We start from the raw sequence: 23,208 nt of genomic DNA, 5'->3' as shown, positions 1-23,208 counted from the left end.
TCAGCTTTCCGGCGCCGCCTCCGGCGCGTCTTCCTCATTCAGGCCGGCGATCGCGCGGGCGAAATCGCGGGCGGTGAAGGGCTCGAGATCGTCCTGGCCTTCGCCGACGCCGATGAAGTGGATCGGCAGGCCATGAGCCTCGGCGATGGCCACCAAAATGCCGCCGCGCGCCGTGCCGTCGAGCTTGGTCATCACGAGACCAGTGACGCCCGCCACACGGCCGAAAATCTCGACCTGCTGGAGCGCGTTCTGCCCCACGGTGGCGTCGAGCACCAGCAACACCGAATGTGGGGTTTCCGGATCGGCTTTTTTCATGACCCGGACAATTTTTTCAAGCTCGGCCATCAGCTCGGCGCGATTTTGCAGGCGTCCGGCGGTGTCCATCAGGAGAATGTCAGCGTCCGTCTCGCGGGCGCGCTTGATGGCGTCGAAGGCGAGACCGGCGGCGTCCGCCCCCTCCTTGCCCGCGACAACCTCGGCCCCGAGCCGGTCGCCCCAGATCTTGAGCTGGTCGACGGCGGCGGCGCGGAACGTATCGCCCGCCGCGAGCACCACCTTCTTGCCCTCGCCCCGCCATTTCGCGGCGAGCTTGGCGATGGTCGTCGTCTTGCCCGAGCCATTGACGCCCACGACCAGGAAAACGAAAGGCTTCTTCGTCTCGTCGATCTCCAGGGGCTGGGCGACGGGCGTGAGAACCGCCTCCACCTCGCGCGCGAGAATGGCGCGCACCTCTTCGGGGGCGATGTCCTTCTCGTAGCGCGCCTTGCCGACGGCGTCGATGATGCGCGAGGTGGCGCCGACGCCAAGGTCGGCGCGCAGCAGCACATCCTCCAGCTCTTCGAGCTTGAGCGCGTCGAGCTTGCGCTTGGTGAAGATATCGGTGACGCCCTGGCTGATCGCCTGCGAGGTTCGCGAAAGGCCGCCGGTGAGCCGCTGCCACCAGGAGCGCTTTGGCGCTTCCTCCGGCGTCTCCTCGACCGGCGCCTCGGGCGCCTCCGCCGCCGGCTCCGCGCCGCCCCTGCCGAAGAGGCGGGCGAACATGCCACGCTTTTTAGACCCGTCTGCGTCCGTGCTCATGCGTCCCTCGATTGACGAAATGCCTACACCAGTCGGGCATAAAGGGCCAGCAGGACGCGCACGGAATGCGCCGTTACGAAAAACTTCGCTATCAAATTATTGTCGCGCCACGCTTTTCTCAGGCAGGCGCGCGCCTAGATGTTACGGGGGCCGCGTTGCGGCGGCGTATCGCCGTATGGCCCTTCGAGGGCGGGCGGACGCAAAGTCCGCCTGCCTGAGCCTTCTCACCCCCCCGCAGCCTCACCACCGCAAGACAGCGCCGCCCCAGGTCATGCCGGCGCCGATCGCCATCATGGCGATGATGTCGCCCTTCTTCAGCTTGCCGGCGCGATTGGCCTCGTCCAGCGTGATCGGCATGGAGGCGCTCGACGTATTGCCGAAGCGGTCGATGTTGATCCAGCATTTGTCGCGGGGCACGCCGAGATTGTCGAGCGCGGACTCGATGATGCGCTGATTGGCCTGATGGGCGATGACATGAGTGACGTCATCGGCCGAAAGTCCCGCCTTGGCCAGGGTCTCCGCCACCACGTCCGGCAGCAGCCTTGTCGCGACCCGATAGACCTCGCGGCCGCGCATTTTGATCTTGCTGTCTTTGGTCGCGAGCATCTCTTCCGACAACGGAAGACGGCTGCCCCCGCCGGGGATGCCCAGGATATTTGTCATAGAACCGTCCGTCCGGAGCGTCGCCGCCAACAGGCCGTGCCCCTCCTCCTCCGTCGCGCCGAGCAGGATCGCGCCGGCCGCGTCGCCAAAGAGCACGCAGGTCTCGCGGTTGGTCCAGTCCACGTAGCGGCTCAAGGTCTCGGCGCCGATGACCAGCGCGCGCTTGACCATGCCGGTGCGGATGAACTGGTCGGCGATGGTGAGGCCGTAGAGCGAGCCGGCGCAGGCGGCGGCGACGTCGAAACAGAAAGCGTTGCGCGCGCCGAGCAGCTCCTGCACATAGGCGGCGCAGGACGGCGTCGGCGTGTCGCCGGTCACCGTGCCGACAACGATCATATCCACTTCCGCCGCGCTGACGCCCGCAAAATCCAGCGCCTTGCGCGCGGCCGCCGCAGCGAGGTCGGAGGTCGCCTCGTGATCGGCGGCGATATGCCGCTCCTTTATGCCGGTGCGGCTGACGATCCACTCGCTGTTGGTGGCGACCATCTTCTCCAGATCGGCGTTGGAGAGGACGCGCTCGGGCGCATAGGAACCGGTCCCGAGAACAATGGAATTCGGCAAGGTCAGGGTCTTTCTGAAAGGCTCGGGCGGCGCGCCAAGCGTTAACGAGCCAAGGCGCCCTTCGCGCCCGGAAGGCTCCGGCGCGGCTATTCATAGTGGCGCGCGCAAGAAGCGCAAAGGATTTTTGCCGTCGCTTATTAAGGCATTGTTTCAAACCCATAAAAAAGCTTCTGCCGCGGCATGGCGGGAGCGGACGTCCAAACTCTCGACCTGCGAATTCCGCGCGGTCGAAACTTTTTCTTAAGCTCTCGAAACTATTAACGAGATACCAGAGCGGCGGGCCGCCGTCCGGTTCCAATAATAGAAAATTTCGAACGCCTTGCCGCGCTTCAGTTGGAGTTTGCGTCCATGATTCACGCCCTCGTTCTCGCGCTCGTCGCCATCTACGCCCTCGTCGGCGCCCTGACAGTCTGACCCCTCGGACCGCGAGCCTTCAGGCTCGCATCATTTTGTAGATAATCTCCGAGACGGCCTCGCCCTTCGAGACGCGAGCTTCGCTCGCTCCTCAGGATGAGGCCTAAGTGTTTGAAGGAAATTGTATAAGCCCCTCATGCTGAGGAGCCTGCGCAGCAGGCGTCTCGAAGCACGAGGGGCGTCGAGCGGTTCTCCCGGCAATCGCATTTTTCGAGCGAGCCCAAAGGCTCGCGGTCCATTGCTATTCGCCGCGCGCCATGGCAATCGGGCGCGATGCAGGAAAATCCAAAATCGGCCGCCGCCCCGCGCGTTTCCTTCGTGTCGCTGGGCTGCCCCAAGGCGCTTGTCGACAGCGAGCGCATCGTCACGAGATTGCGCGCCGAAGGCTATGAGCTCGCGCGCCATCACGCCGGCGCGGATGTCGTCGTCGTCAACACCTGCGGTTTTCTCGACAGCGCCAAGGCCGAGTCGCTCGAAGCCATCGGCGCGGCGCTCGCCGAAAATGGCAAGGTCATCGTCACCGGCTGCATGGGCGCCGAGCCCGAGGCCATCACCGACCGCTTCCCCGGCGTTCTCGCCGTCACCGGCCCGCAGCAATATGAGAGCGTCGTCGAGGCCGTGCATCGCGCCGCCGCGCCCGCGCATGATCCTTTCGTCGATCTCGTGCCCGAGCAGGGCGTGAAGCTCACGCCGCGCCATTACGCCTATCTGAAAATCTCCGAGGGCTGCGACAATAGTTGCTCCTTCTGCATCATCCCGCATCTGCGCGGCCCGCTCGTCTCGCGCCCGGCCGCCGATGTGCTGCGCGAGGCCGAAAAGCTGGCGCGCGCCGGCGTCAAGGAATTGCTGGTGATCTCGCAGGACACCAGCGCCTATGGCCGCGACCTGCGCTATGCGGAGAGCCAATTCGGCGACCGGGCCGTGCGTGCGCGTTTCCTCGATCTCGCCAAGGAGCTCGGCGAACTCGGCATGTGGGTGCGGCTGCACTACGTCTACCCCTACCCTCACGTCGACGAGGTCATCGACCTCATGACGGAAGGAAAGGTCCTTCCCTATCTCGACATCCCCCTCCAGCACGCCGCGCCCAATGTGCTCAAGGCGATGAAGCGGCCGGCGAATGAAGAGAAGACCCTAGCCCGCATCAAGAGCTGGCGCGCCGCCTGCCCCGACCTCGCTTTGCGCTCGACCTTCATCGTCGGCTTCCCGGGCGAGACCGAGGAGGATTTCGAGATGCTGCTGCAATGGCTCGACGAAGCCGAGATCGACCGCGCCGGCGCCTTCAAATATGAGCCCGTCGCCGGCGCCCCAGCCAACGACCTCGGCCTCGCGCCCGTGCCCGACGAGGTGAAGGAAAGCCGCTGGAAGCGCTTCATGGAAAAGCAGCAGGCGGTCTCGACCCGGCTGATGAAGCGCAAGGTTGGCAAGCGCCTGCAGGTCATCATCGACGAGGCGGGCGGCGGCCCCACGGGCGCCCTCGCCAAGGGCCGCACCAAGGCCGACGCGCCGGAGATCGACGGAACCGCCTTCGTCGCCTCGCGCCGCCCGCTGCGCCCGGGCGATCTGGTGACGATCAAGGTCGATCGCGCCGACGCTTATGATGTGTACGGCGCAGCGGGCTGAGCCTCGCCCGGGCCTATGGCGTAAGCCTGCGCCCTGGCCCATATTGAGAGCTGAGGAAAACGCTCAGGGAGCAAAGAAGATGTCGGAAGACCCCAAGGACAGCCGCCCGCAGCAGAACCAGAAGCCCGGACGAAATCCGCCGCCGACGCTCCTCATTCCGAAGAGCTTCTTCTATGTCACCGGCGCGATCATCATCGGCTCCTTCGTGCTGACGCTGTTCGTCCGGAATCCCTACTCGCAAGCTGTTCAGGAAGGCAGCAGCTTCTACGAGAACGGCATCGACAACTCGGCCATGATGTGGGTCGCCATCTTCATCGGCATTCCAGCGAGCTTCTGGGCCTATAAGCACTGGATTCTGCCGCTCTTCGAGAAGAAGTAATCAGCGCCCGGCCTTCCGCCGCAGCGCCGTCGAGGACGACGGGCTGCGCGGCCCGTGCAGATAGACGAGCGCCGGCGGCCGCGCCTTCGCCAGCAGCGGCGCCTCGCGCTCTCTTATGCGGGCGCCGGGAAAACGCAGCGCCGCCCTCGCGCTGGCGGCTTTCAGCGTCGCGCCCGGCCGGTCGATCACGGCGATCGGCGTCGTGCGCATGATCTCCTCCCAGCGCCGCCAGCGATGGAACTGCAGGAGATTATCCGCCCCCATGATCCAGACAAACCGCACGCCGGGGCAGCGCCTGTGCAGAAAGCGCAGCGTGTCGGCGGTATAGCGCGCGCCAATCTCCGCCTCGAGCCCCGTGACGACGATGCGCGGATCGCGCGCGGTCTTGCGCGCCGCGGCGATGCGCGCGTCGAGCGACGCGAGGCCGTGCGTGTCTTTCAGCGGATTGCCGGGCGTAACGAGCCACCACAGCCGATCGAGCCGCAGGCGGGTCAAGGCGATCCGCGAGACGAGAACATGGCCTTCATGCGGTGGATCAAAGGAGCCGCCGAAGAGGCCGATGCGCATGCCGGGCGCGTGGGGCGGGAGGCGAGGCGGCGGGCTCAAAATTTGAGCCCCGCGCCTGATGCATTGCCCCAGAGCAACATCTGAGATCGTCGTGCCGGCCCTGGATTCCCGATCGGGCCTTTGGCCCGCCGGGAATGACAGGCGGCCCCAGCGCCGTTCCCGCGAAAGACGCCCACTGTCATTCCCGCGAAAGCGGGAATCCAGAGCAGCAACGCAATACTGGGAAGTTGAAATCCCTTCACACGGTCAGGTTTCAACTCGTAATCGGGGACCCAGGGCTGTCTGCGAGATCGTCGTGCCGGCTCTGGATTCCCGATCGGGCCTTCGGCCCGCCGGGAATGACAGGCGCTCCCAGCGCCGTTCCCGCGAAAGACGCCCACTGTCATTCCCGCGAAAGCGGGAATCCAGAGCAGCAACGCCACGCTCAGCAATTGAGATCCAGATAAAGATCCCGCCACATCGGATTGACGCTCTCGATCAGCTCCAACTTCCAGCAGCGCTCCCATTTCTTCAACTGCTTCTCTCGGGTGACCGCTTCAGTGACATCGGCGTAGGTCTCGTACCAGACAAGCATCTGCACGTTATACCTGGACGTAAAACCGGGAAGCTGCTTCATCTTGTGTTGGCGAACCCTTCGGGCAAGATCGTTTGTTACGCCGATATAGAGCGTCCCGTTCCGGCGGCTGGCAAGCATATAGACAAAGTAAGCTCGTTCCATCGCGCTGCTCACGCGCTCAACGGTTAAGCAAGCGACCGGGAGCCAGAGTAACCCCAAGTCAGTCATCCCGGCTCTGGATTCCCGGTCGGGCTTTCAGCCCGCCGGGAATGACAGTCGCCCACAGGCGCCATTCCCGTAAAAGAGCCCGAATGTCATTCCCGCGAAAGCGGGAATCCAGAGCGACAGCGACGCACCCGCAATATGCGGCTCTACCCCCGCACCTGCCCCGCGCCATGCACGCGATATTTGAACGAGGTCAGTTGCTCCACCCCCACCGGCCCGCGTGCATGCATGCGGCCGGTCGCAATGCCGATTTCCGCCCCGAAGCCGAACTCGCCGCCATCCGCAAATTGCGTCGAGGCGTTGTGCAGCACGATCGCCGAGTCGACTTCCTGCATGAAGCGCTGCGCCACAGCGTCGTCGCGCGTGATGATGCAGTCGGTGTGATGCGAGCCATAGGTCTCGATGTGTTCAATCGCCGCCTCGACGCCGTCCACCACTTTCGCGGCGATGATCGCGTCGAGATATTCGGCGCGCCAGTCCTCCTCCGTCGCTGGCTTCACGCGCGCATCCGCGGCCTGCGCCGCCGCGTCGCCGCGCACGTCGCAGCCGGCGTCGATCAACATGGCAATAAGCGGCGCGAGATGCGTCCCGGCGCAAGCTTTGTCGACGAGGAGCGTCTCCGCCGCGCCGCAAACGCCGGTGCGGCGCATCTTGGCGTTGAGCAGCACGCGCTTGGCCATGTCGAGATCGGCGTCCCTATGGACAAAGACATGCACGATGCCTTCGAGATGTGCGAAGACCGGCACGCGCGCCTCATGCTGGACGCGCGCGACGAGGCTCTTGCCGCCGCGCGGCACGATCACGTCGATATTGCCGTCGAGCCCGGCGAGCATGGCGCCCACTGCGGCGCGGTCGCTCGTCTCGATGAGCGAGATCGCCGCCTCCGGCAGCCCGGCGGCGGCGAGGCCCACGACAAGACAGGCATGGATCGCCCGCGACGAGCGCAGGCTCTCCGAGCCGCCGCGCAGAATCGCGGCGTTGCCGGCCTTGAGGCACAAAGCGCCGGCGTCGGCAGTCACATTGGGCCGGCTCTCATAGATCACGCCGATGACGCCGAGCGGCGTGGCGACGCGTTCGATGACAAGGCCGTTCGGCCGCTCAAATCGCGCGAGCAGCCGTCCGACCGGGTCCGGCAAATCCGCAATCTCCTCGACGCCCCGGGCGATGGCCTCGACGCGGCCGGGGTCGAGCGTCAACCGGTCGATGAAGGAGCCCGCCGTTCCGCGCGCCCGCGCGTCAGCGACATCGAGGGCGTTGGCGGCGAGAATCGCGCCGCTCTGGCGGCGGATTTCGGAGGCCGCGACGCGCAACGCCTGATCCTTGACCTGCGCTGGCGCGAGCGCCACGGCCCGCGCCGCCTTGCGGGCGGCGCGCCCAAGGGCGGCAAGCGCGGCCTCGAGGCTTTTCGCCTCGGGCGTTTCTTTGGTCAGGATCTGCGTCATCGTCATCGTCCCAAAATCAGGCCCGATGGCTATCACGGCAAAAGAAAGCGCGAAAGTCTCGGCGAGGCCCTTGCCGAGCCGCTCCGGCCGGTCTATAGAGCGGCTCCCCGCTCCCTTCGTCTAGCGGTCTAGGACGTCGCCCTCTCACGGCGAAAACAGGGGTTCGAGTCCCCTAGGGAGCGCCAATTACCTTCTACATCTCCGCGCCGCGTGCGCGCCCGGCTTCGCGCAGGGCTGCGATCTCCTGTGGGCAATGCTCAAAACGGGCGAGATTTTCGAACCATTCGTTAGGCTCGCGTAATATACTGTTGCGCCGCCCAGTCATGCCCCCACAGGGCTGCGGCGAATAAAATGATTTGAAAATATAAGGTTAAGCAGATCCTTTAGCTTCTCTTCGGGGGCGCATGAAGGAGCAAGAATGAAACAATTTTGGTTCTCTTGCGCGCGCGTGAGCTTTGCGGCGGTTGTCGCCGGGACGGCGCTCGTCGCAGCGCCGGCGAAAGCGCAGCATCCGTCGGAAATGTCCTGCGGCCAACTCTGGTACGAGCGCAACAAAATTTATGCGCGCAACGGATATTGCTTCAAGACATCGCGGGCCCGCGCCGAATTCGGCCCCGGCTGTTTCCCGCCCTATGGCGACCTGCGCGGATGGGAGCGCCGCAGGGTAAATGAAATCCAGATGTGGGAAAGCCGCAATGGCTGCAACTAGCGCGCTTTCCGCTCGCATGAAATCCTGCGCGCGATCAGAAAGCGCGCCGGCGACTCTGCTTTTTTTAACCCCGTAACCGAGAGGATTTACATGAACGCATACGCCAAAACGATGGCTGCGTCGCTTGTCGCGATCGCGGCGCTCGCCGCCAATCCGCTCACCGCCTCGGCCATGCCCGCGGCCTCGAAGGACGCGCTCGCGCAGTCGAACGACTCTGCGGGGCTGCAGCAGGCTCATGCAGTCTGGGTCTGCCGCTACGGCCGCTGCTGGTGGAGCCATTCCGGCCATTACCACGGCGGCTATGGCTGGGGCGGCGGTTACGGCTGGGGCCACCACGGCGGCTGGGGTCATCATGGCGGCTGGGGTCACCATGGCGGGTGGGGACATCACGGCGGATGGGGTCATCACGGCGGCCATCACGGCGGCGGTCATCACGGCCACTGGTAATCGAACGCCGCACTCGCGCGCATGACCTCATGCGCGCGGAAAGCGCACAAGAGACACGGATCGAGACGAAGCTCTCGATCCGTTTTCTTTTAGGAAAGCAAATTGCCCTCGCCTCCATCGCCTTGCGCCGCCGCATGATCGTCGGGAGGGCCGACGAATAATATGCGTTCCGCTCGATTGGATTGCCGCCGTCATTGCGAGGAGGCGAAGCCGATGAAGCAATCCAGGGCCGCATCGCCGCCCTGGATTGCTTCGCTTCGCTCGAAATGACGGGCTCTGGTCGGGCCTTCGGCTTGTCGGGAATGACAACCCGATGCGCGCTGTTCAACCGCAAATGCTATGAGGGCCTCGCCCTGGCGCCCATGTTGCTGGAAGTCGGAGATGACGACGAATAACGCTCAGAATGCGACCTTGTACGACCATATCGGCGGCGCCTCCACTGTCGACCAATTGGTGGAAGCGTTCTACCGCAACATGGACACAATGGAGGCGGCGCGGGGGATACGCGTCATGCATACGACAGACCTCGGTCCGACCAAGGCGATCCTGAAGCTCTATCTGACCGAATGGCTGGGCGGCCCCGCGAACTATTCGGCGAAACGCGGCCATCCGCGGCTCAGAATGCGTCACGCGCGTTTCCGTATCGGCCCCGCGGAGCGCGACGCCTGGCTCATCTGCATGGACGCGGCGCTGGACGCGTGCATAACCGATCCGGCGGCGCGAGGATCGATTGCGCAGGCGCTCGCCAAGCTCGCCGATTGGATGCGTAACGATCCCGACAACGCGCACGACAAAGCGCATTGACGCCGCGCCGCTCGCGACGGCGTCGCCGCGCCTAGAGTTTTGCCCTTGACCGCCATCCAGCGTTGCACGGCTCGGCGCCGGCTATTATCAGCAAGCGTCCAGCACCGGAATCCACTCCCCTAGCGCGCCGCGCAGGTCGTCGCCAAACTGGGATATAGGTTTTGCGGATGGACGAGAAAGCTGGAGCGCATTTCGCAAAAGTCTATCGAGTTTTGCGGAATGCGCTCTAACGACAGGGACTCGAAAATATGCGCAAGGACGGGCCCGCTTCCTTCTTCCGGGCGACAAGCCGGGCGTTCGGCGATACGGTCGCCGCGCGACGCAACCAGGCTGATCTCGTCGGCGCCCTTTGCGCGCAGGCTTTCGACCTTTTCGAGAAAAATGTCGTCATCCAGGCCGAAGGCGCGCCGGCGATCGCCTGTCATGGCGAATGCGCGGCGTGCTGCCGCCTTCGCGTCGTGGCGACGGCGCCCGAGGTTTTCCTGCTGGCCCGTTTCGTGGACGTCAACGCCCCGGCGTTCGAGGCGCGGGGGATCGACCTTCCGCGCCGCATCGCCGAGGCGGCAAAGGCGGTTGGAAGCCTGGACGAAGCGTCGCGCTTGGCGGCCAAGCACTATTGCCCGCTGATCGAGAAAGACCTCTGCCTCGCCTATCGGCTCCGCCCGCTTGCGTGCCGCGGTCATGCGGCGTTGGATAAGCTCGCCTGCATTTCGGCGGCCGACGGCGAGGGAGACGAGGCGACCGTATCGACGCCGCATCTGGTCGTGCGCAGTCTCGTGCAAAACGCCATGATGAACGCCATGCGCCAGTCGGGCCTCGCCTGGGGTCTATACGAGATCACCAAAGCGCTGGAGATCGCCTTGCGGGCTCCCGCGGCGATCGAGTCCTGGCTCGGCGGCGAAGACCCTTTGTCTCCCGCGCTCATCGCCGAATTCGATCTCGGCGAGGCCGCCGCGCTTTTTGACGGGATCGCGTGATTTAAAAAAAACGGCGTTCGCTGGCGCCGGACAGCAACCGAACGGCCTTACTCAACCAAGCCGCGAATTTTAGGGCTAGCTAAACCATTCAAGAAGTCTCAAGCTTTTGAGCGCCTAATCGCGGCGTGCGCGTGATGGAGAGAGGCGCTCGTGAAAACCTTGTTCTGGTTGCAGACCGGGGCCTGCGGCGGCGACTCGCTTGCAATTCTGAGCGCTGAAGCGCCGAGCTTCGAGCAATTATTCGCCTCCTGCGGGATCGAGCTGCTCTGGCACCCCTCCCTCTCGCATGCGCCGATGAAGCGTTTCGACGCGCTGATCGAAAACATCGCGTCGGGCGCCCAAAAGCTCGACATCCTCTGCGTCGAGGGCAGCGTCATCACCGCGCCGCGCGGCACCGGCCTTTACGACAGCTACCGGGGCCGGGCGCGTATGGAGATCACGCGCGCGCTCGCCCGGCGCGCAAATATCGTCGTCGCCATGGGCACGTGCGCCAGTTTCGGCGGCGTTCACGCGGCGAGCCCCAACCCCGCCGATTGCATCGGCCTGCAATTCGACCGGGAGACGCCGGGCGGCCTTTTGCCGGCGGACTGGCGCGCCGGTTCGGGCCTGCCGGTCATCAATATCGCCGGCTGCCCGGCCCATCCCCACGCCATGACCCAGACGCTGGAGGCGATCGCCCAGGACCTGCCGCTCGCCCTCGATCCGCTGAACCGGCCGAGCGCCTTCTTCAGCACGCTGGCGCATCAGGGCTGCACGCGGAACGAATACCACGAATATGACATCGAGGACTTGGAGCTGGGTGGTCGCGCCTGCCTGTTCTACAATCTCGGCTGCCAGGGCCCGCTGACGCAGGCGGTCTGCAACAGCGATCTTTGGAACGGCGTCAACAGCAAGACGCGTGCGGGCGTCCCCTGCTTCGGCTGCACGGCGCCCAATTTCCCGCGCGAAACGGACCTCTTCGCAACGGCGAAGATCGGCGACATTCCGCTGCGCCTGCCGGTCGGCGTCGAGCGCGCCCGCTACATGGCCTATAAGAATCTCGCCCGCGCCGCCGCGCCCGCGCGCGTCCGAAACAAAAAGATGGACGTTTGACATGGCGCGCGTCGAACTCAATGTCAGCCTCAACCGCGTCGAGGGCGATCTCGAGCTCGCCGTGACGCTGGACGACGGCGTGGTGGCGGAAGCCCGCACCATCGGCACGATGTATCGCGGCTTCGAGCAGATTCTCATCGGCCGGGCGCCGCGCGACTCCCTCGTGATCACGCCGCGCGTCTGCGGCATTTGCGGAACCGCGCATCTCTATTCGTCGGCGCTCGCTTTGGAGCGCGCCTGGGGCGCGGTCCCGCCGCCCAACGCCACGCGCATCCGCAATCTCTGTCTGATGGCGGAAGGCATTCAGAACGACCTGCGCCAGACCTTCCTGTTCTTCACGCCGGATTTCTGCAATCCGCGCTACGCCGCCGAACCCTGGTTCGACGAGATCATGGCCGCCTTCGAGCCGTTTCGCGGAACGATCTATCTCGAAACCCTCGCGGTGACGCGGAAGGTCGTGCAGATCGTGGCGCATTTCGGCGGACAGTGGCCGCACTCCTCCTATATGGCCCCCGGCGGCGTGACGCTTCCCGCCGATCTGCGCCGGATTTCCGCCTGCCGCGCCGTGCTGGACGACGCGCAGCGCTGGTATGAGCAGCGCATCATTGGCGCGCCGCTCGAGCGTTGGCTGGCGCTCGACAAAGCGGAAGACTATTTCGCCTGGCTCGACGCGCCCGCCCATGCAACGAGCGCGCTCGGCATGCTCAGCCGCTGCGTGCGCGCTCTGGGGCTGCATCGCTCGGCGGCGGGCGCCAAACATATGTTGAGCTACGGCGCCTGGCGCGATGCTGCGACGACCGACGCCGACGCGACTCTGCTGGCGTCCGGCTTTTACGATGGCGAGACGGGGGCGATTGCGCCGCTCGATCAGACCCAGATCAATGAGCATGTGCGCCATTCCTGGTTCCGCCACTATGAGGGCGGCCGGCATCCGTGGAACGGCGAAACCATCCCCAATTACGAGCCCGGCGGCGATCGATACACATGGTCCAAGGCGCCGCGCTATGGCGACAAGGTCGTCCAGACCGGCCCGCTCGCGGAATTGCTGATCGGCGGCGATCCTTTGATCGCCTCGCTCAACGAATTGGAGGGCGGCGGCGCCTGGCTGCGGCAATTCGCGCGGGCGCGGCGGATCGCCCATGAATTCCTGCATGCGCGGCGCATGCTCGATCAACTCGCCGCCGATCTCGCGGGAGAGCATTTCATCCCGCCCGCCAATGAATCCGATGGCGACGGCTACGGCCTGATCATGGCGGCGCGTGGCGCGCTCGGCCACTGGATCAAGATCAAAGACGGCGTCATCGAAAAATATCAGATCGTCACGCCCACCGCCTGGAACGCCTCGCCGCGCGACAGCGTCGGCCAGCCCGGCCATTGGGAGCAGAGCCTGGTCGGCGTCGAGGTGCGCGACCCCGACGACCCCGTCGAGATCGGCCATATCATCCGGTCCCACGATCCCTGTCTGGTTTGCACGGTCCATATGCTGGACACCGGGAGGAAGGTTCATTTCAACGCATGAACCAGAGCCCCTCCATCATCCGGCGCCATATCGTCTGCTTCGGCAATCCGCTGCATGGCGACGACGGCTTCGGCCCGGCGGTCTATGAACGGCTGGCGGCGCGCGAGCGCCCGCCCGATCTACGCCTGACAGAAGCAGGCGCGCCCGGCCCGGCGGCGCTGGCGCTCTTCGAGGACTGCGACGAAGTCATCGTCGTCGACGCCCTGGCGCCCGCAGGGAGGCCAGGCCGCGTGCATCGGCCCTCCCTCGCCGCGATCATGGAAGAAGCGACGCCGGCGGCTCACGGGCTCGGCCTCGGCTATGTCCTGCGCGCGCTCGCCGCATTTCCCGAAACCTCCCCGGCCATTAAGATCATCGGGGCGGAAGTCGAGACTATTACGCCATTTCACATTGGGCTTTCAAAGCCGGTCGCGCGCGCCGTGGACGAGGTCGCCATGCTGCTCGGCGCCTATTTCGAGAATGACCGCCATGAGTGAAGACGCGCTCACACAAGAAGTGGAACGCCTGCGCGCCGAGGTCGAGTCGCTCCGCCTCGCCAACGCCGCCATTCAGGAGCAGATGAGCCTCGACGCCGCGCAGACGGACGAGATGCTGCGCACGATGGAGCTGCAGGCGGAGGCCCTGCAGGAGGCCAATCAGCGGCAGGCCAATCTGGCGAACTTCACCCAGCGCGTGATGGACACGTCCAGCGCCCTCTTGATCGTTCTCGGGCCCGAGGGACGGATTGGCCGAGTCAATCGTCGCTTCTCGGTCGACTTATGCGCGCCGGAGGGAGAGATCGCGGAGCGCGTCCTCGACGAATGGCTGCCGCCGGAGGAAAGGCGCCGGCTCGAGCAATCGCTCCCCCGCCTGCCCTGGCCGGCGCATTCGCCATTGTTCGAGCGCGTGCGCGGCGCAGGCTCCTATGCGGCCGAACATCGGCTCCTCGCGAAAGACGGCCAGTATCGCTTCTACTGGCTGGAAGCGACCCTCCAGCACGACCCCAAGGGCAAGGAGGAAGGCGCCGTCGTCTGCGCCACCGACATCACCGCGATCAAGAAGCAACATGACGCGCTGCTCGACAGCGAGCGGGAGCTAAGGGAAGCGCAGCGCATCGCCCAAATCGGCCGCTGGGAACTCGATCTGACCACGAATGAGGTGATCTATCGGTCCGAGGAAATGGCCCATATCTGCGAGACGAGCGCGCTGCCACGACGATACGACGATTGTCTCGCAATCATCCATCCGGAGGACCGCCAGGCGGTGGACGAAGCCTTCCAGGCGTCGATCCGCGACCGTCGCCTTTTCAACGCAAGCTGCCGCCTCCGTCTCGGGGGCGGCAGGATCAAATGGGCGCAGCTCCGGGGCGTGACGCTCTGCGACGAAAACGGAAGACCAGTACGGGCGAACGGAACCCTGCAGGACGTCACCGCCCAGCGGCAGACCGACGAGCAGTTGAACCTGGCGGCCAGCGTTTTCGAAACCAGCCTGAACGGCGTGGTGATCACCGACGCAGAGGCGCGGATCATCAAGGTCAATCCCGCGTTCAGCCGTATTCTCGGTTACGCCCCCGACGACGTCATCGGCAAGAGAACGAATATCTTCAGATCGAAACGGCACAACACGGCCTTCTTCAAGCAGCTTTGGAGCAAGCTGAAGAGCGAGGGCGAATGGCACGGGGAAATCTGGGATCGCCGCAAGGACGGCGACAGCATCCCGCTTTGGCAGAATATTTCGGCGGTGCGCGACGGCGACGGCAGCGTGAAAAACTACATCAGCGTCTTCTACGATCTGACCGAGCAGAAGCGTTCGGCGGCGCATATCCACCATTTGGCCTATTACGACTCCCTTACCGATCTTCCCAACCGCCAGCTCTTCAACGAACGCTGCGAGCAGGCCATGAAATTGGCCCATCGGACCGGGAGAAAAATGTGTCTGCTCTTTCTCGACCTCGATCGGTTCAAATATATCAATGACAGCCTGGGCCACCCGATCGGCGACGAGCTTCTGCGCGCCGTCGCGCGGCGGTTGATGCAGAACCTGCGGCAGGGCGCCATGATCGCCCGTTTGGGCGGCGACGAATTCGTCGTGCTGCTGCAAAACACCCAAGGTCCGGAGGACGGCCAGGAGGTCGCCCACAAGATCATCGCGGTTTTATCCAGCCCCTTCATCGTGCAAGGCCATCGGCTGGAGGTCGGCGCGTCGATCGGCCTGAGCTGCTATCCTGGCGACGGCGAAGACTCGGCGACGCTGATCAAGAACGCCGATCTCGCGATGTATCAAGCCAAGGAGGAAGGGCGCGGCAAATATCTGTTCTACAGATCGCATCTGACCGATCAGGCGCAGGAGCGGCAATTCCTGGAAGGCGAGCTGCGCAAGGCGCTGGAACAGGGCGAGCTGTACCTGAACTATCAGCCGCAAGTCGATCTCGCCGACGGAAGGCTCGTCGGCTCCGAGGCGCTCTTGCGCTGGCGCCACCCCGAGCGCGGGATCATTCCGCCCGATAAATTCATTCCCATCGCCGAAGAGACGAGCCTGATAACGCAGCTCGGCGAATGGGCGCTGCGCGCCGCCTGCCGCCAGGCGATGGAATGGATGCGCAAGGGATTGGGGCTGCATCGCATCGCCGTGAATATTTCCGGCGTGCAGATCGAGCGCTCGGATCTCGTCGGCCTCGTGGCGGATGTCCTGGCCGAGACGGGATTGCCGTCCAAATTTCTCGAGCTAGAGATCACCGAGACCTATGTCATGCGGCAAGCCCAGAAGAACGTGAAAGTTCTCGACGGGCTTCGCTCTTGCGGCGTATCGCTGGCGATCGACGATTTCGGAACGGGGCAATCCTCCCTGGCCTATCTGAAACGCCTGCCCGTCAATAAGCTGAAGATCGACCGCTCCTTCGTCTCCGATCTTCCCAGCGGCGAGAATGAAGCGGCGATCACCCGCGCGATCGTCGCGCTGGGCCACAGCCTGCATCTGAAAGTCCTGGCGGAGGGAATCGAAACTGCGGCTCAAGCCGAGTTTTTGAAGGGTTTAGGCTGCGAGGAAGCGCAGGGCTTTCTATTCAGCCGCCCGCTCGACGCCGCGGGCATGGAAGCGCTCCTCACGCAACATGGCGCGCCTGCCCCGCTGACCCAGCTCCTGCCGCGCACCGGCCCGGCCGATGAAAAGCCCGGCGGGCGCCACCGGCGCCGGGCCTAACGCGCCTCCCGCTCGCGCACGTCATGCCCGATCGCTCGCGAAGCGAGCGATCGGGAATCCAGGGCGCAAGAGCGCGGTTTTGCCCAGAGCCCGTCATTGCGAGCGAAGCGAAGCAATCCAGGGCGGCGATGCGGCTCTGGATTGCTTCGTCGCTGCGCTCCTCGCAAATGACGGCGGTGATTTCTTGCCTGTCCAAACGGCGCGAGCGTCGGCCAGAAATGACACTCCCCAATGCGAGCCGCTCAAGCCGAAGCCGTCAATCCTGGAAAGGATTATGCACCAGAATTGTGTCGTCGCGCTCGGGGCTCGTCGAGAGCAGCGCCACGGGCGCGCCGATCAGCTCCTCGATGCGGCGGACATATTTGATCGCCTGCGCCGGAAGCTCCGCCCAGCTACGCGCGCCGCTCGTCGTCTCCTTCCAGCCGGGGAAGCTTTCATAGACGGGCGTCACCCGCGCCTGCGCCGACTGCGAGGCCGGCAGGCGGTCGATGCGCTTGCCGTCGAGCATGTAATGCGTGCAGATCTTGATCTCGTCGAAGCCGTCCAGAATGTCGAGCTTTGTGAGCGCAATGCCGTTGATGCCGGAGGTCTTCACCGCCTGGCGCGTCAGCACCGCGTCAAACCAGCCGCAGCGCCGCCGCCGGCCCGTATTGGTGCCGAATTCATGGCCGCGGTCGCCAATCAGCTCGCCAATGCTGTCGGTCAGCTCGGTCGGGAACGGCCCGCCGCCGACACGCGTCGTATAGGCCTTGGCGATGCCGAGCACATAGCCGATCGCCCCCGGCCCCAGACCCGAGCCGCTCGCCGCCGAAGCCGCGACGGTGTTGGACGAGGTGACATAGGGATAAGTGCCGTGGTCGACGTCGAGCAGCACGCCCTGCGCGCCCTCGAACAGGATGCGCTTGCCGGCGCGGCGCTGATCGTCGAGCAAATCCCACACTGCGTCCATGAAGGGCAGGATTTTCGGCGCGACCGAGAGCAGCTCCTCGCGCAGCGTCTGCGGCGCGACTTCCGGTAGGCCGAGGCCCCGGCGCAGCGGATTGTGATGGGCGAGAACGCGCTCGATCTTGTCGTCGAGCGTATCCGGCTCGGCGAGGTCCATCAGGCGGATGGCGCGGCGGCCGACCTTGTCCTCATAGGCGGGGCCGATGCCGCGCTTGGTCGTGCCGATCTTGGCGCCGCCGCCCGAAGCCTCCTCGCGGTGAGCGTCGAGCTCGCGATGCAGCGACAGGATGAGCGGCGCGTTCTCGGCGACCTTGAAATTCTCCGGCGCGATCTCGACGCCCTGCGCCCGCAGCCGCTCGATCTCGCCCACGAGGAAATGCGGATCGACCACGACTCCATTGCCGATGACCGAGAGCTTGCCCGGCCGGACGATGCCGGAGGGCAGCAGCGCGAGCTTATAGGTCGTGCTGTCGATGACGAGCGTATGGCCGGCGTTGTGGCCGCCCTGGAAGCGCACGACGACATCCGCCTCCAGCGACAGCCAGTCGACGATCTTGCCCTTGCCCTCGTCGCCCCATTGGGCGCCGACCACCGCCACATTCGCCATGATCTTGTCTTCACGCTTCTTAAAACGGCAAAAGCCCCACGCGGTAACGCGAAGGGCTCGTTACGGGTGAGGTTTAGCGCAGGACGGCGGGGCGGTAAAGACCGTAATCCCCGCGCCGCCGACGGTCCGCCCGAGGGAACTTCGCGGCGGCTCGCCGGTTGGCGCTTGGTCAGGAGAGGTCCCCGCCATGGCCACAGCCGCAGCCGTCGATCGCGTCCAGAACCACACGAGCGATGCCGTCAACCGCATGATCCACGAGGCGATGACGGAGCGGCTCGTCTATTTCGCGCTGCATCCCGGCAAGATCGACGAGCGCATCGACGAGCTCGATCGCGAATGGGACGTCGAGCGCGCGCTCGAAGCCAACGCCTCGACGCTGGCCCTCGCGGGTCTCGCGGCGGGGATCGTCGCCGATCGCCGCTGGCTCGCCGTGCCGGTCTTCGTCGCCGGGTTCTTGTTCCAGCACGCCGTCCAGGGCTGGTGCCCGCCGCTGCCGCTGCTGCGCCGGCTGGGCTTCCGCACCCAGCATGAGATCGACCAGGAACGCTATGCGCTGAAAGCCTTGCGCGGCGATTTCCAGAAAGTAGAGCAGGCCATGGGCCGGCTGCAGAAGACGATGCATGAGCAGCGGGTGTAGGGGGCTAGATCCGTCATTGCGAGCGAAGCGAAGCAATCCAGGGCAGCAATGTGGCTCTGGATTGCTTCGTCGCTTGGCTCCTCGCAATGACGGCGAGAGGCTCACGCCCGATGGTACGGATGGCCCGATAAAATCGTCATCGCCCGGTAAATCTGCTCAGCCGCCAGTATGCGAACAATCTGATGCGGCAGCGTCATCGCGCCAAAGGAAAACACCGCCGTCGCCCGCGCCCGCACGCGGGCATCGAGCCCCTCCGAGCCGCCGATCGCAAACCACATGGCCTTGCGCCCCGCATCGCGCTCGCGGCCGATGAAGGCGGCGAAAGCCGCGCTATCCGCCGCCTTGCCGCGCTCGTCGAAGACGACGAGCGCCGATTCCTCCGGTAGCAGCGCGAGCATCTCCTCGCCCTCGCGCGCCATGCGCTCGGCCGGGCTCTTGGCTTTGCTTTCGTCGATTTCCTTGAGATCGAGGCCGTCAAGCCCGATGCGCCGCAGCGCGGCGATGCGCTCGGCGTAGCGCGCGTAGATCTCGCGCTCGGGGCCGGCCTTCAACCGGCCCACGCATATGATGCCCAATCGCACGCGGCTATCTTTCTCGCATCATCTTTGCCCCAAAACCGCTGCGCACTTTTGGGGATGATGCGCTCTTTCGCATCATCTTTCCCCCAAAACCGCTGCGCACTTTTGGGGATGATGCGTCAGACCAGCCGCATCTCCACCGGGCGATCGCCGCCCCACATTTTCTCGAGGTTGTAGAACTGGCGCACCTCGGGACGGAAAATGTGGACGATGATGTCGCCGGCGTCGATCAGCACCCAGTCGCACTGGGGCAGGCCCTCGACGCGCGCCGAAACGCCCGCCGCCTTGAAGGCCTTGATCGCCTTGTCGGCAATGGCGCCGACATGCACGGTCGAGCGGCCCGTCGCGATGATCATTTCATCGGCGAGCGCCGTCTTTCCGCGCAGATCGATGGAGATGATGTCCTCGGCCTTTGTCTCGTCCAGGGCGTTGAGGACATTTTGCACGATCGAGCCGCCAAGCGGCGCTCGCGCGCCGATCTTCGGCTGGGAGACGGTGACGCCCGCTCCCGGATGAACACTTGTCGACAGCGTTGCAACCCTCATGCTTCACGGCCAATTTCCGGCCGCGCCTAGAGGATGGGACTCTTTGTCCCGTATTGCAACATGAAACTGGCCCGGCTGCCGGGCGGGAGCCGAAAAAAACCCGGCGTCGACGGCCGGGTCTTTGAGGCGGTTCGGGCTAATCGAGAGGTGGGAGGAACCTCAAAGCCGGAACATATTCAAGATAGCCCATTTTGGGAAAAATGCTCGCGGCTTTTTCGTCGCAGGCTCGAGCTGGAGCGCCAAAAACCCCGGTTTTCCACTGGATTTTTCAACGCCCAACGACCCGATGCCCACTAGAAATGAGCATGATTTCAAAATGTTGCGAGCAATTTACAACCGACTCCGTTTCGCGCGTGGCCAATCGGCAACACAAGCATGAATTGTAATTCGGAAGTCATCCAATCGAGCTAGGACCCCCCGAATCACTCGATTGGACCGGCAGCTCCGGATTTCCCAACGCGCGCCATTCAGGCAGGAACGGCGTCAGGGAATCAGCACCATCGATCCCGCCGTCTGGCGCGATTCGAGCGCCGCATGGACCTGCGCCGCCTCCGCCAGCGGAAAGCTTTGCGGCGGCTCGATCGTCAGATGGCCCCTCTTGATGGCGTGGAACATGTCCTCGGCCATATCCTCATAGTCGCGGCGCTTGGCGATATGGTCGAACAGCGAGGGCCGGGTCGCAAAGAGCGAGCCTTTCTGCGTCAACAGCCCGATGTCGAAGCTCTCGATCGGCCCGGAAGCCGAGCCGAAGCTCACGAACAAGCCGAAGGGCGCGAGACAGTCGAGCGAAGCCGGGAAGGTCGCGCGTCCGACGCCGTCATAGACGACGTCGCATAATTTGCCCTTGGTGATCTCCTTCACGCGCTCCTCGAATTTCTCGGTGCGGTAAAGAATCGCGTCCCGCGCGCCGGCTTTGAGAGCGATCTCCGCCTTATCGGGCGAGCCCACGGTGGCGATGACCTTGGCCCCGAGCGCATCCGCCCATTGGCACAGAAGCTGGCCGACGCCGCCCGCCCCGGCATGCACCAGCACGCGATGGCCCTTCTTCACCCGGAAGGTGCGGCGCAGGAGATATTGCGCGGTGAGGCCCTTGAGCATCACCACGGCGCCCTGCTCATAGCTCACCGATTTGGGCAGATGGATCACCGAATCGGCGGCGATGTTGCGCGCCTCGCTGTAGCCGCCGAGCGCGCCCACATAAGCGACGCGGTCGCCTTCCTCGAAGTCGGTCACGCCCTCGCCGACCGCGACAATCTGCCCCGCCCCCTCATGGCCGGGAATGAAAGGATATTGAGCCGGATACGCTCCCGTCCGGCGATAGATGTCGATAAAGTTCACGCCGATGGCGCGATGGCGAATCTGCACCTCGCCCGGCCCCGGGGCCGGCAGGTCCACCTCTTCGAGCTGCAGCGCCTCGGGGCCGCCCGGGTGGTGCACGCGAATCGCCTTGACCATCGAAACCTCCACTCGCCAATGCAAACGGCGGGAAAAACCGGGGAGACCGTCCCGCCTGTCGCCCCATTTACCGCCCAAACTCGCAAAGCTCAAAGCCGCAACCTTAGGCGCGCGCAACCGCCCTCGCCCTTGCGCGCCTCCCCCTATATAGAGAGCGCGAAGATCAAGGAGATCATGAGCGATGACCCAGCCTTCCGCGCCGACCGGCGAGACGACGAAGACCGATATTCTCGTGGCCGGCGCCGGCTCGACCGGGCTCGCGGCGGCGCTGGCCTTTGCGCGCTCGGGGCTCAAGACGGCGCTGGTCGGCCGCATTCCGCCGCCCCTGCCCGGCCGCACCATCGCGCTCTTCGAGGCCTCCGTCCGCTTCCTCGACGCGCTTGGCGCGCTGGAGCAGGTGAAGGCGCTCGCCTGCCCGATCGAGGGCATCCGCATGATCGACGACACGGATCAGCTCTTTCCCGTGCCGGAGCTGACGCTGCGCGCCAGCGAGATCGACCTGCCGGCGCTGGGCGTCAATATCTCCAACGACGAACTCGTCGGCGTGCTGCTCGACCTCGTGCGCGCGCATCCGGAGATCCAGTTCATCGACGCCGACATCGCCGATTATGAGGTCAATGGCGCTTGCGCCGCCGCTTTGCTCGCCGACGGACGGCGGCTGGAGGCGGATTTCATCGTCGCCGCCGACGGCCGCAACAGCCGCGCGCGCGCCGTCGCCGGCATCGACGTGAAAGAGTGGACCTACCCTCAGGTCGCGCTCACCATGATGCTGCGGCACGAGTTCCCGCACGACAATATTTCGACCGAGTGGCATACGCGCTCCGGCCCCTTCACGCTGGTGCCGCTGCCCCCGCGCGAGGACGCGCCGCATCGTTCGAGCCTCGTCTGGCTGATGAGCGTCGACGATGCGCGCCGCCGCCTCGCCAAGCCGCGCGAGGAGCTGGAATATGAGATCGAGGACTACGCCAAGTCCGAGTTCGGCGCGATGAAGATCGAAAGCGACATCGGCCAGTTCCGCATGGGCGGGATGCAGGTGTCGCAGCACGCCAAAGGCCGCCTGGCGCTCGTCGGCGAGACCTGCCACATCTTCCCGCCGATCGGCGCGCAAGGGTTGAACCTCAGCCTGCGCGACGTCGCCGATCTCGAAGACTGCCTTGCGAGCGTCGATCTGCGCAACGAGCGCGAGCTCTCGCGCGCGCTTATCCGCTACGATCGCCACCGCCGCGCCGACATCGGCTTCCGCACCAATGGCGTCGACGTGCTCAACCGCTCGCTCATCATCCCCTATCTGCCGGTCGATCTCTTCCGCGGCGCAAGCTTCATCGCCGTGGCGGCGCTCGGACCGTTGCGCCGGGCGGTGATCCGCGAGGGCGTGCTGCCGCATCTTGTGCTGCCCCGAATGATGCGCCACCCCGTGCGCGCTCACGCCGGTTAGCCGCCGACTTGGAGCCGTGTCATTCCCGACGGGCCAAAGGCCCGATCGGGAATCCAGAGCCAGAGCGCTGATTTTGCCCAGAGCCCGTCATTGCGAGCGCAGCGAAGCAATCCAGGGCGGCGATGCGGCTCTGGTTTGCTTCGTCGGCTCCGCCTCCTCGCAATGACAGCGGTGTGTCCCTGTGTGTCCGAACGGCGCGAGCGTCGGGGATGGCGCCGAACCAATCGAGCGGAGACTTGTCATTCCCGGCGGGAATCCAGGGCCAAAATAACGTCGTTTCTATTCTGGAGCCCTATCGCGCGAAGCGCCGGGACTGACAGCCGTCCTTATTCCCCGATCACATGCAAGGCGATCTCGCGCCGATGCGGCCGCCGCCGGTGCTCGAAGAGGAAGGCGCCCTGCCACGCGCCAAGGGCCAGCGCGCCGCCGATAATCGGGATCGACAACTGCGTCTGCGTCAGCGCCGCGCGAATATGCGCCGGCATGTCGTCAGGCCCTTCCGTGTCGTGCGCATAATCCGCGCCCTCGGGCGCGAGCCGCGCGAAGACATTCTCCAGATCGCGCAAAACGCTCGGATCGGCGTTCTCCTGAATGAGAAGCGACGCCGAGGTGTGCCGGCAGAAGACCGTCAGCAGCCCCTCGCCCATGCGCGCGCTGCGCACAAAATCCGTGAGCCCCGACGTGAACTCGTAAAAGCCGCGCCCGCCTGTCTCGATTTTGAGGAGTCTCGTCATTTGTCGCATGACGAGAGATGTGCGTAAGCGCGCGGGAAAGTCC

At 65.0% G+C, this 23,208-nt stretch carries 23 protein-coding genes and 1 tRNA gene; 14 read left to right on the top strand and 10 right to left on the bottom strand.

The window, feature by feature from the left end:
• Together ftsY and QNA11_RS01560 are read right to left on the bottom strand one after the other, a co-directional pair.
• Positions 1-1,077 (bottom strand): signal recognition particle-docking protein FtsY, encoded by a 1,077-nt coding sequence (gene ftsY, locus QNA11_RS01565; RefSeq protein WP_283481690.1) that lies wholly within the window; start codon positions 1,075-1,077, stop codon positions 1-3.
• Positions 1,078-1,317: 240 nt separating this feature from the next.
• On the bottom strand, positions 1,318-2,301 hold the full coding sequence (locus QNA11_RS01560) for a beta-ketoacyl-ACP synthase III (protein WP_283481689.1): 984 nt from the start codon (positions 2,299-2,301) through the stop codon (positions 1,318-1,320).
• Here QNA11_RS01560 and QNA11_RS01555 point away from each other — a divergent pair.
• The 3 genes from QNA11_RS01555 (at position 2,288) to QNA11_RS01545 (ending at position 4,714) form a co-directional block, all read left to right on the top strand.
• Positions 2,288-2,545 carry a hypothetical protein gene (locus QNA11_RS01555; protein ID WP_283481688.1) on the top strand — a complete coding sequence of 86 codons (258 nt, stop codon included), beginning with the start codon at positions 2,288-2,290 and terminating at the stop codon, positions 2,543-2,545. The two genes, QNA11_RS01560 and QNA11_RS01555, sit on opposite strands and share 14 nt — an antisense overlap.
• Before the next feature lie 443 nt (positions 2,546-2,988).
• Positions 2,989-4,335 (top strand): 30S ribosomal protein S12 methylthiotransferase RimO, encoded by a 1,347-nt coding sequence (gene rimO, locus QNA11_RS01550; protein ID WP_283481687.1) that lies wholly within the window; start codon positions 2,989-2,991, stop codon positions 4,333-4,335.
• A 79-nt stretch (positions 4,336-4,414) separates the two neighbouring features.
• Entirely contained in the window at positions 4,415-4,714 is a 300-nt protein-coding gene (locus QNA11_RS01545) for a hypothetical protein (RefSeq protein WP_202072610.1), read from the top strand.
• Here the strand turns inward: QNA11_RS01545 and QNA11_RS01540 are convergent, their stop codons facing one another.
• From QNA11_RS01540 to QNA11_RS01530, 3 genes are all read right to left on the bottom strand, one after another.
• Complete coding sequence (locus tag QNA11_RS01540; protein WP_283481686.1) at positions 4,715-5,281, bottom strand: nicotinate-nucleotide adenylyltransferase; 567 nt, start codon at positions 5,279-5,281, stop codon at positions 4,715-4,717. It lies immediately after the preceding gene.
• A gap of 424 nt (positions 5,282-5,705) precedes the next feature.
• Entirely contained in the window at positions 5,706-5,975 is a 270-nt protein-coding gene (locus QNA11_RS01535; protein WP_349362218.1) for a GIY-YIG nuclease family protein, read from the bottom strand.
• A gap of 233 nt (positions 5,976-6,208) precedes the next feature.
• Complete coding sequence (locus tag QNA11_RS01530) at positions 6,209-7,504, bottom strand: glutamate-5-semialdehyde dehydrogenase (RefSeq protein ID WP_283481685.1); 1,296 nt, start codon at positions 7,502-7,504, stop codon at positions 6,209-6,211.
• Between the two features lie 109 nt (positions 7,505-7,613).
• Here QNA11_RS01530 and QNA11_RS01525 point away from each other — a divergent pair.
• The 9 genes from QNA11_RS01525 to QNA11_RS01485 all read left to right on the top strand — a co-directional run bounded on the left by QNA11_RS01525 (position 7,614) and on the right by QNA11_RS01485 (position 16,229).
• Positions 7,614-7,689, top strand: a tRNA-Glu gene (locus QNA11_RS01525).
• 233 nt (positions 7,690-7,922) lie between these two features.
• Positions 7,923-8,213 carry a YARHG domain-containing protein gene (locus QNA11_RS01520; RefSeq protein WP_283481684.1) on the top strand — a complete coding sequence of 97 codons (291 nt, stop codon included), beginning with the start codon at positions 7,923-7,925 and terminating at the stop codon, positions 8,211-8,213.
• Between the two features lie 90 nt (positions 8,214-8,303).
• Positions 8,304-8,660, top strand: coding sequence for a hypothetical protein (locus QNA11_RS01515; protein WP_283481683.1), 357 nt, complete (start codon positions 8,304-8,306; stop codon positions 8,658-8,660).
• A gap of 381 nt (positions 8,661-9,041) precedes the next feature.
• Positions 9,042-9,464 carry a group II truncated hemoglobin gene (locus QNA11_RS01510; RefSeq protein WP_283481682.1) on the top strand — a complete coding sequence of 141 codons (423 nt, stop codon included), beginning with the start codon at positions 9,042-9,044 and terminating at the stop codon, positions 9,462-9,464.
• 248 nt (positions 9,465-9,712) lie between these two features.
• Positions 9,713-10,441 carry a YkgJ family cysteine cluster protein gene (locus QNA11_RS01505; RefSeq protein ID WP_283481681.1) on the top strand — a complete coding sequence of 243 codons (729 nt, stop codon included), beginning with the start codon at positions 9,713-9,715 and terminating at the stop codon, positions 10,439-10,441.
• 150 nt (positions 10,442-10,591) lie between these two features.
• Positions 10,592-11,533 (top strand): NADH-quinone oxidoreductase subunit B family protein, encoded by a 942-nt coding sequence (locus QNA11_RS01500; protein WP_283481680.1) that lies wholly within the window; start codon positions 10,592-10,594, stop codon positions 11,531-11,533.
• A gap of 1 nt (position 11,534) precedes the next feature.
• Entirely contained in the window at positions 11,535-13,052 is a 1,518-nt protein-coding gene (locus QNA11_RS01495; protein ID WP_283481679.1) for a nickel-dependent hydrogenase large subunit, read from the top strand.
• On the top strand, positions 13,049-13,528 hold the full coding sequence (locus tag QNA11_RS01490; RefSeq protein WP_283481678.1) for a hydrogenase maturation protease: 480 nt from the start codon (positions 13,049-13,051) through the stop codon (positions 13,526-13,528). Before QNA11_RS01495 ends, QNA11_RS01490 begins: the two co-directional genes overlap by 4 nt.
• Entirely contained in the window at positions 13,521-16,229 is a 2,709-nt protein-coding gene (locus QNA11_RS01485; protein WP_283481677.1) for a sensor domain-containing protein, read from the top strand. The genes QNA11_RS01490 and QNA11_RS01485 overlap by 8 nt, the downstream gene beginning before the upstream one ends.
• 256 nt (positions 16,230-16,485) lie before the next feature.
• On the opposite strand, the gene QNA11_RS01480 is transcribed toward QNA11_RS01485, so the two are convergent.
• A complete protein-coding gene (locus tag QNA11_RS01480) occupies positions 16,486-17,781 on the bottom strand; it encodes an adenylosuccinate synthase (RefSeq protein WP_283481676.1) in 1,296 nt (431 codons plus the stop codon).
• A gap of 187 nt (positions 17,782-17,968) precedes the next feature.
• Here QNA11_RS01480 and QNA11_RS01475 point away from each other — a divergent pair, with 187 nt between their 5' ends.
• On the top strand, positions 17,969-18,418 hold the full coding sequence (locus QNA11_RS01475; protein WP_283481675.1) for a hypothetical protein: 450 nt from the start codon (positions 17,969-17,971) through the stop codon (positions 18,416-18,418).
• Between the two features lie 101 nt (positions 18,419-18,519).
• Here the strand turns inward: QNA11_RS01475 and rlmH are convergent, their stop codons facing one another.
• The 3 genes from rlmH to QNA11_RS01460 all read right to left on the bottom strand — a co-directional run bounded on the left by rlmH (position 18,520) and on the right by QNA11_RS01460 (position 20,996).
• Positions 18,520-18,999 carry a 23S rRNA (pseudouridine(1915)-N(3))-methyltransferase RlmH gene (gene rlmH / locus QNA11_RS01470; protein WP_283481674.1) on the bottom strand — a complete coding sequence of 160 codons (480 nt, stop codon included), beginning with the start codon at positions 18,997-18,999 and terminating at the stop codon, positions 18,520-18,522.
• Positions 19,000-19,115: 116 nt separating this feature from the next.
• Positions 19,116-19,541, bottom strand: a complete 426-nt coding sequence (gene rsfS / locus QNA11_RS01465; RefSeq protein WP_202072579.1) for a ribosome silencing factor — start codon at positions 19,539-19,541, stop codon at positions 19,116-19,118.
• Positions 19,542-20,024: 483 nt separating this feature from the next.
• Positions 20,025-20,996 carry a quinone oxidoreductase family protein gene (locus QNA11_RS01460; protein ID WP_281931441.1) on the bottom strand — a complete coding sequence of 324 codons (972 nt, stop codon included), beginning with the start codon at positions 20,994-20,996 and terminating at the stop codon, positions 20,025-20,027.
• A 181-nt stretch (positions 20,997-21,177) separates the two neighbouring features.
• Here QNA11_RS01460 and QNA11_RS01455 point away from each other — a divergent pair, with 181 nt between their 5' ends.
• Positions 21,178-22,431 carry an FAD-dependent monooxygenase gene (locus QNA11_RS01455; RefSeq protein WP_283481673.1) on the top strand — a complete coding sequence of 418 codons (1,254 nt, stop codon included), beginning with the start codon at positions 21,178-21,180 and terminating at the stop codon, positions 22,429-22,431.
• A gap of 326 nt (positions 22,432-22,757) precedes the next feature.
• Here the strand turns inward: QNA11_RS01455 and QNA11_RS01450 are convergent, their stop codons facing one another.
• The gene (locus QNA11_RS01450) at positions 22,758-23,174 is read right to left on the bottom strand and encodes a secondary thiamine-phosphate synthase enzyme YjbQ (RefSeq protein ID WP_283481672.1); all 417 of its coding nucleotides are present in this window, start codon (positions 23,172-23,174) and stop codon (positions 22,758-22,760) included.
• Between the last annotated feature and the right edge of the window lie 34 nt (positions 23,175-23,208).

The organism is Methylocystis sp. JR02, assembly GCF_030063565.1.
Classification (GTDB): Bacteria; Pseudomonadota; Alphaproteobacteria; order Rhizobiales; family Beijerinckiaceae; genus Methylocystis; species Methylocystis iwaonis.
This window is presented reverse-complemented; position numbering and strand designations above follow the sequence as displayed.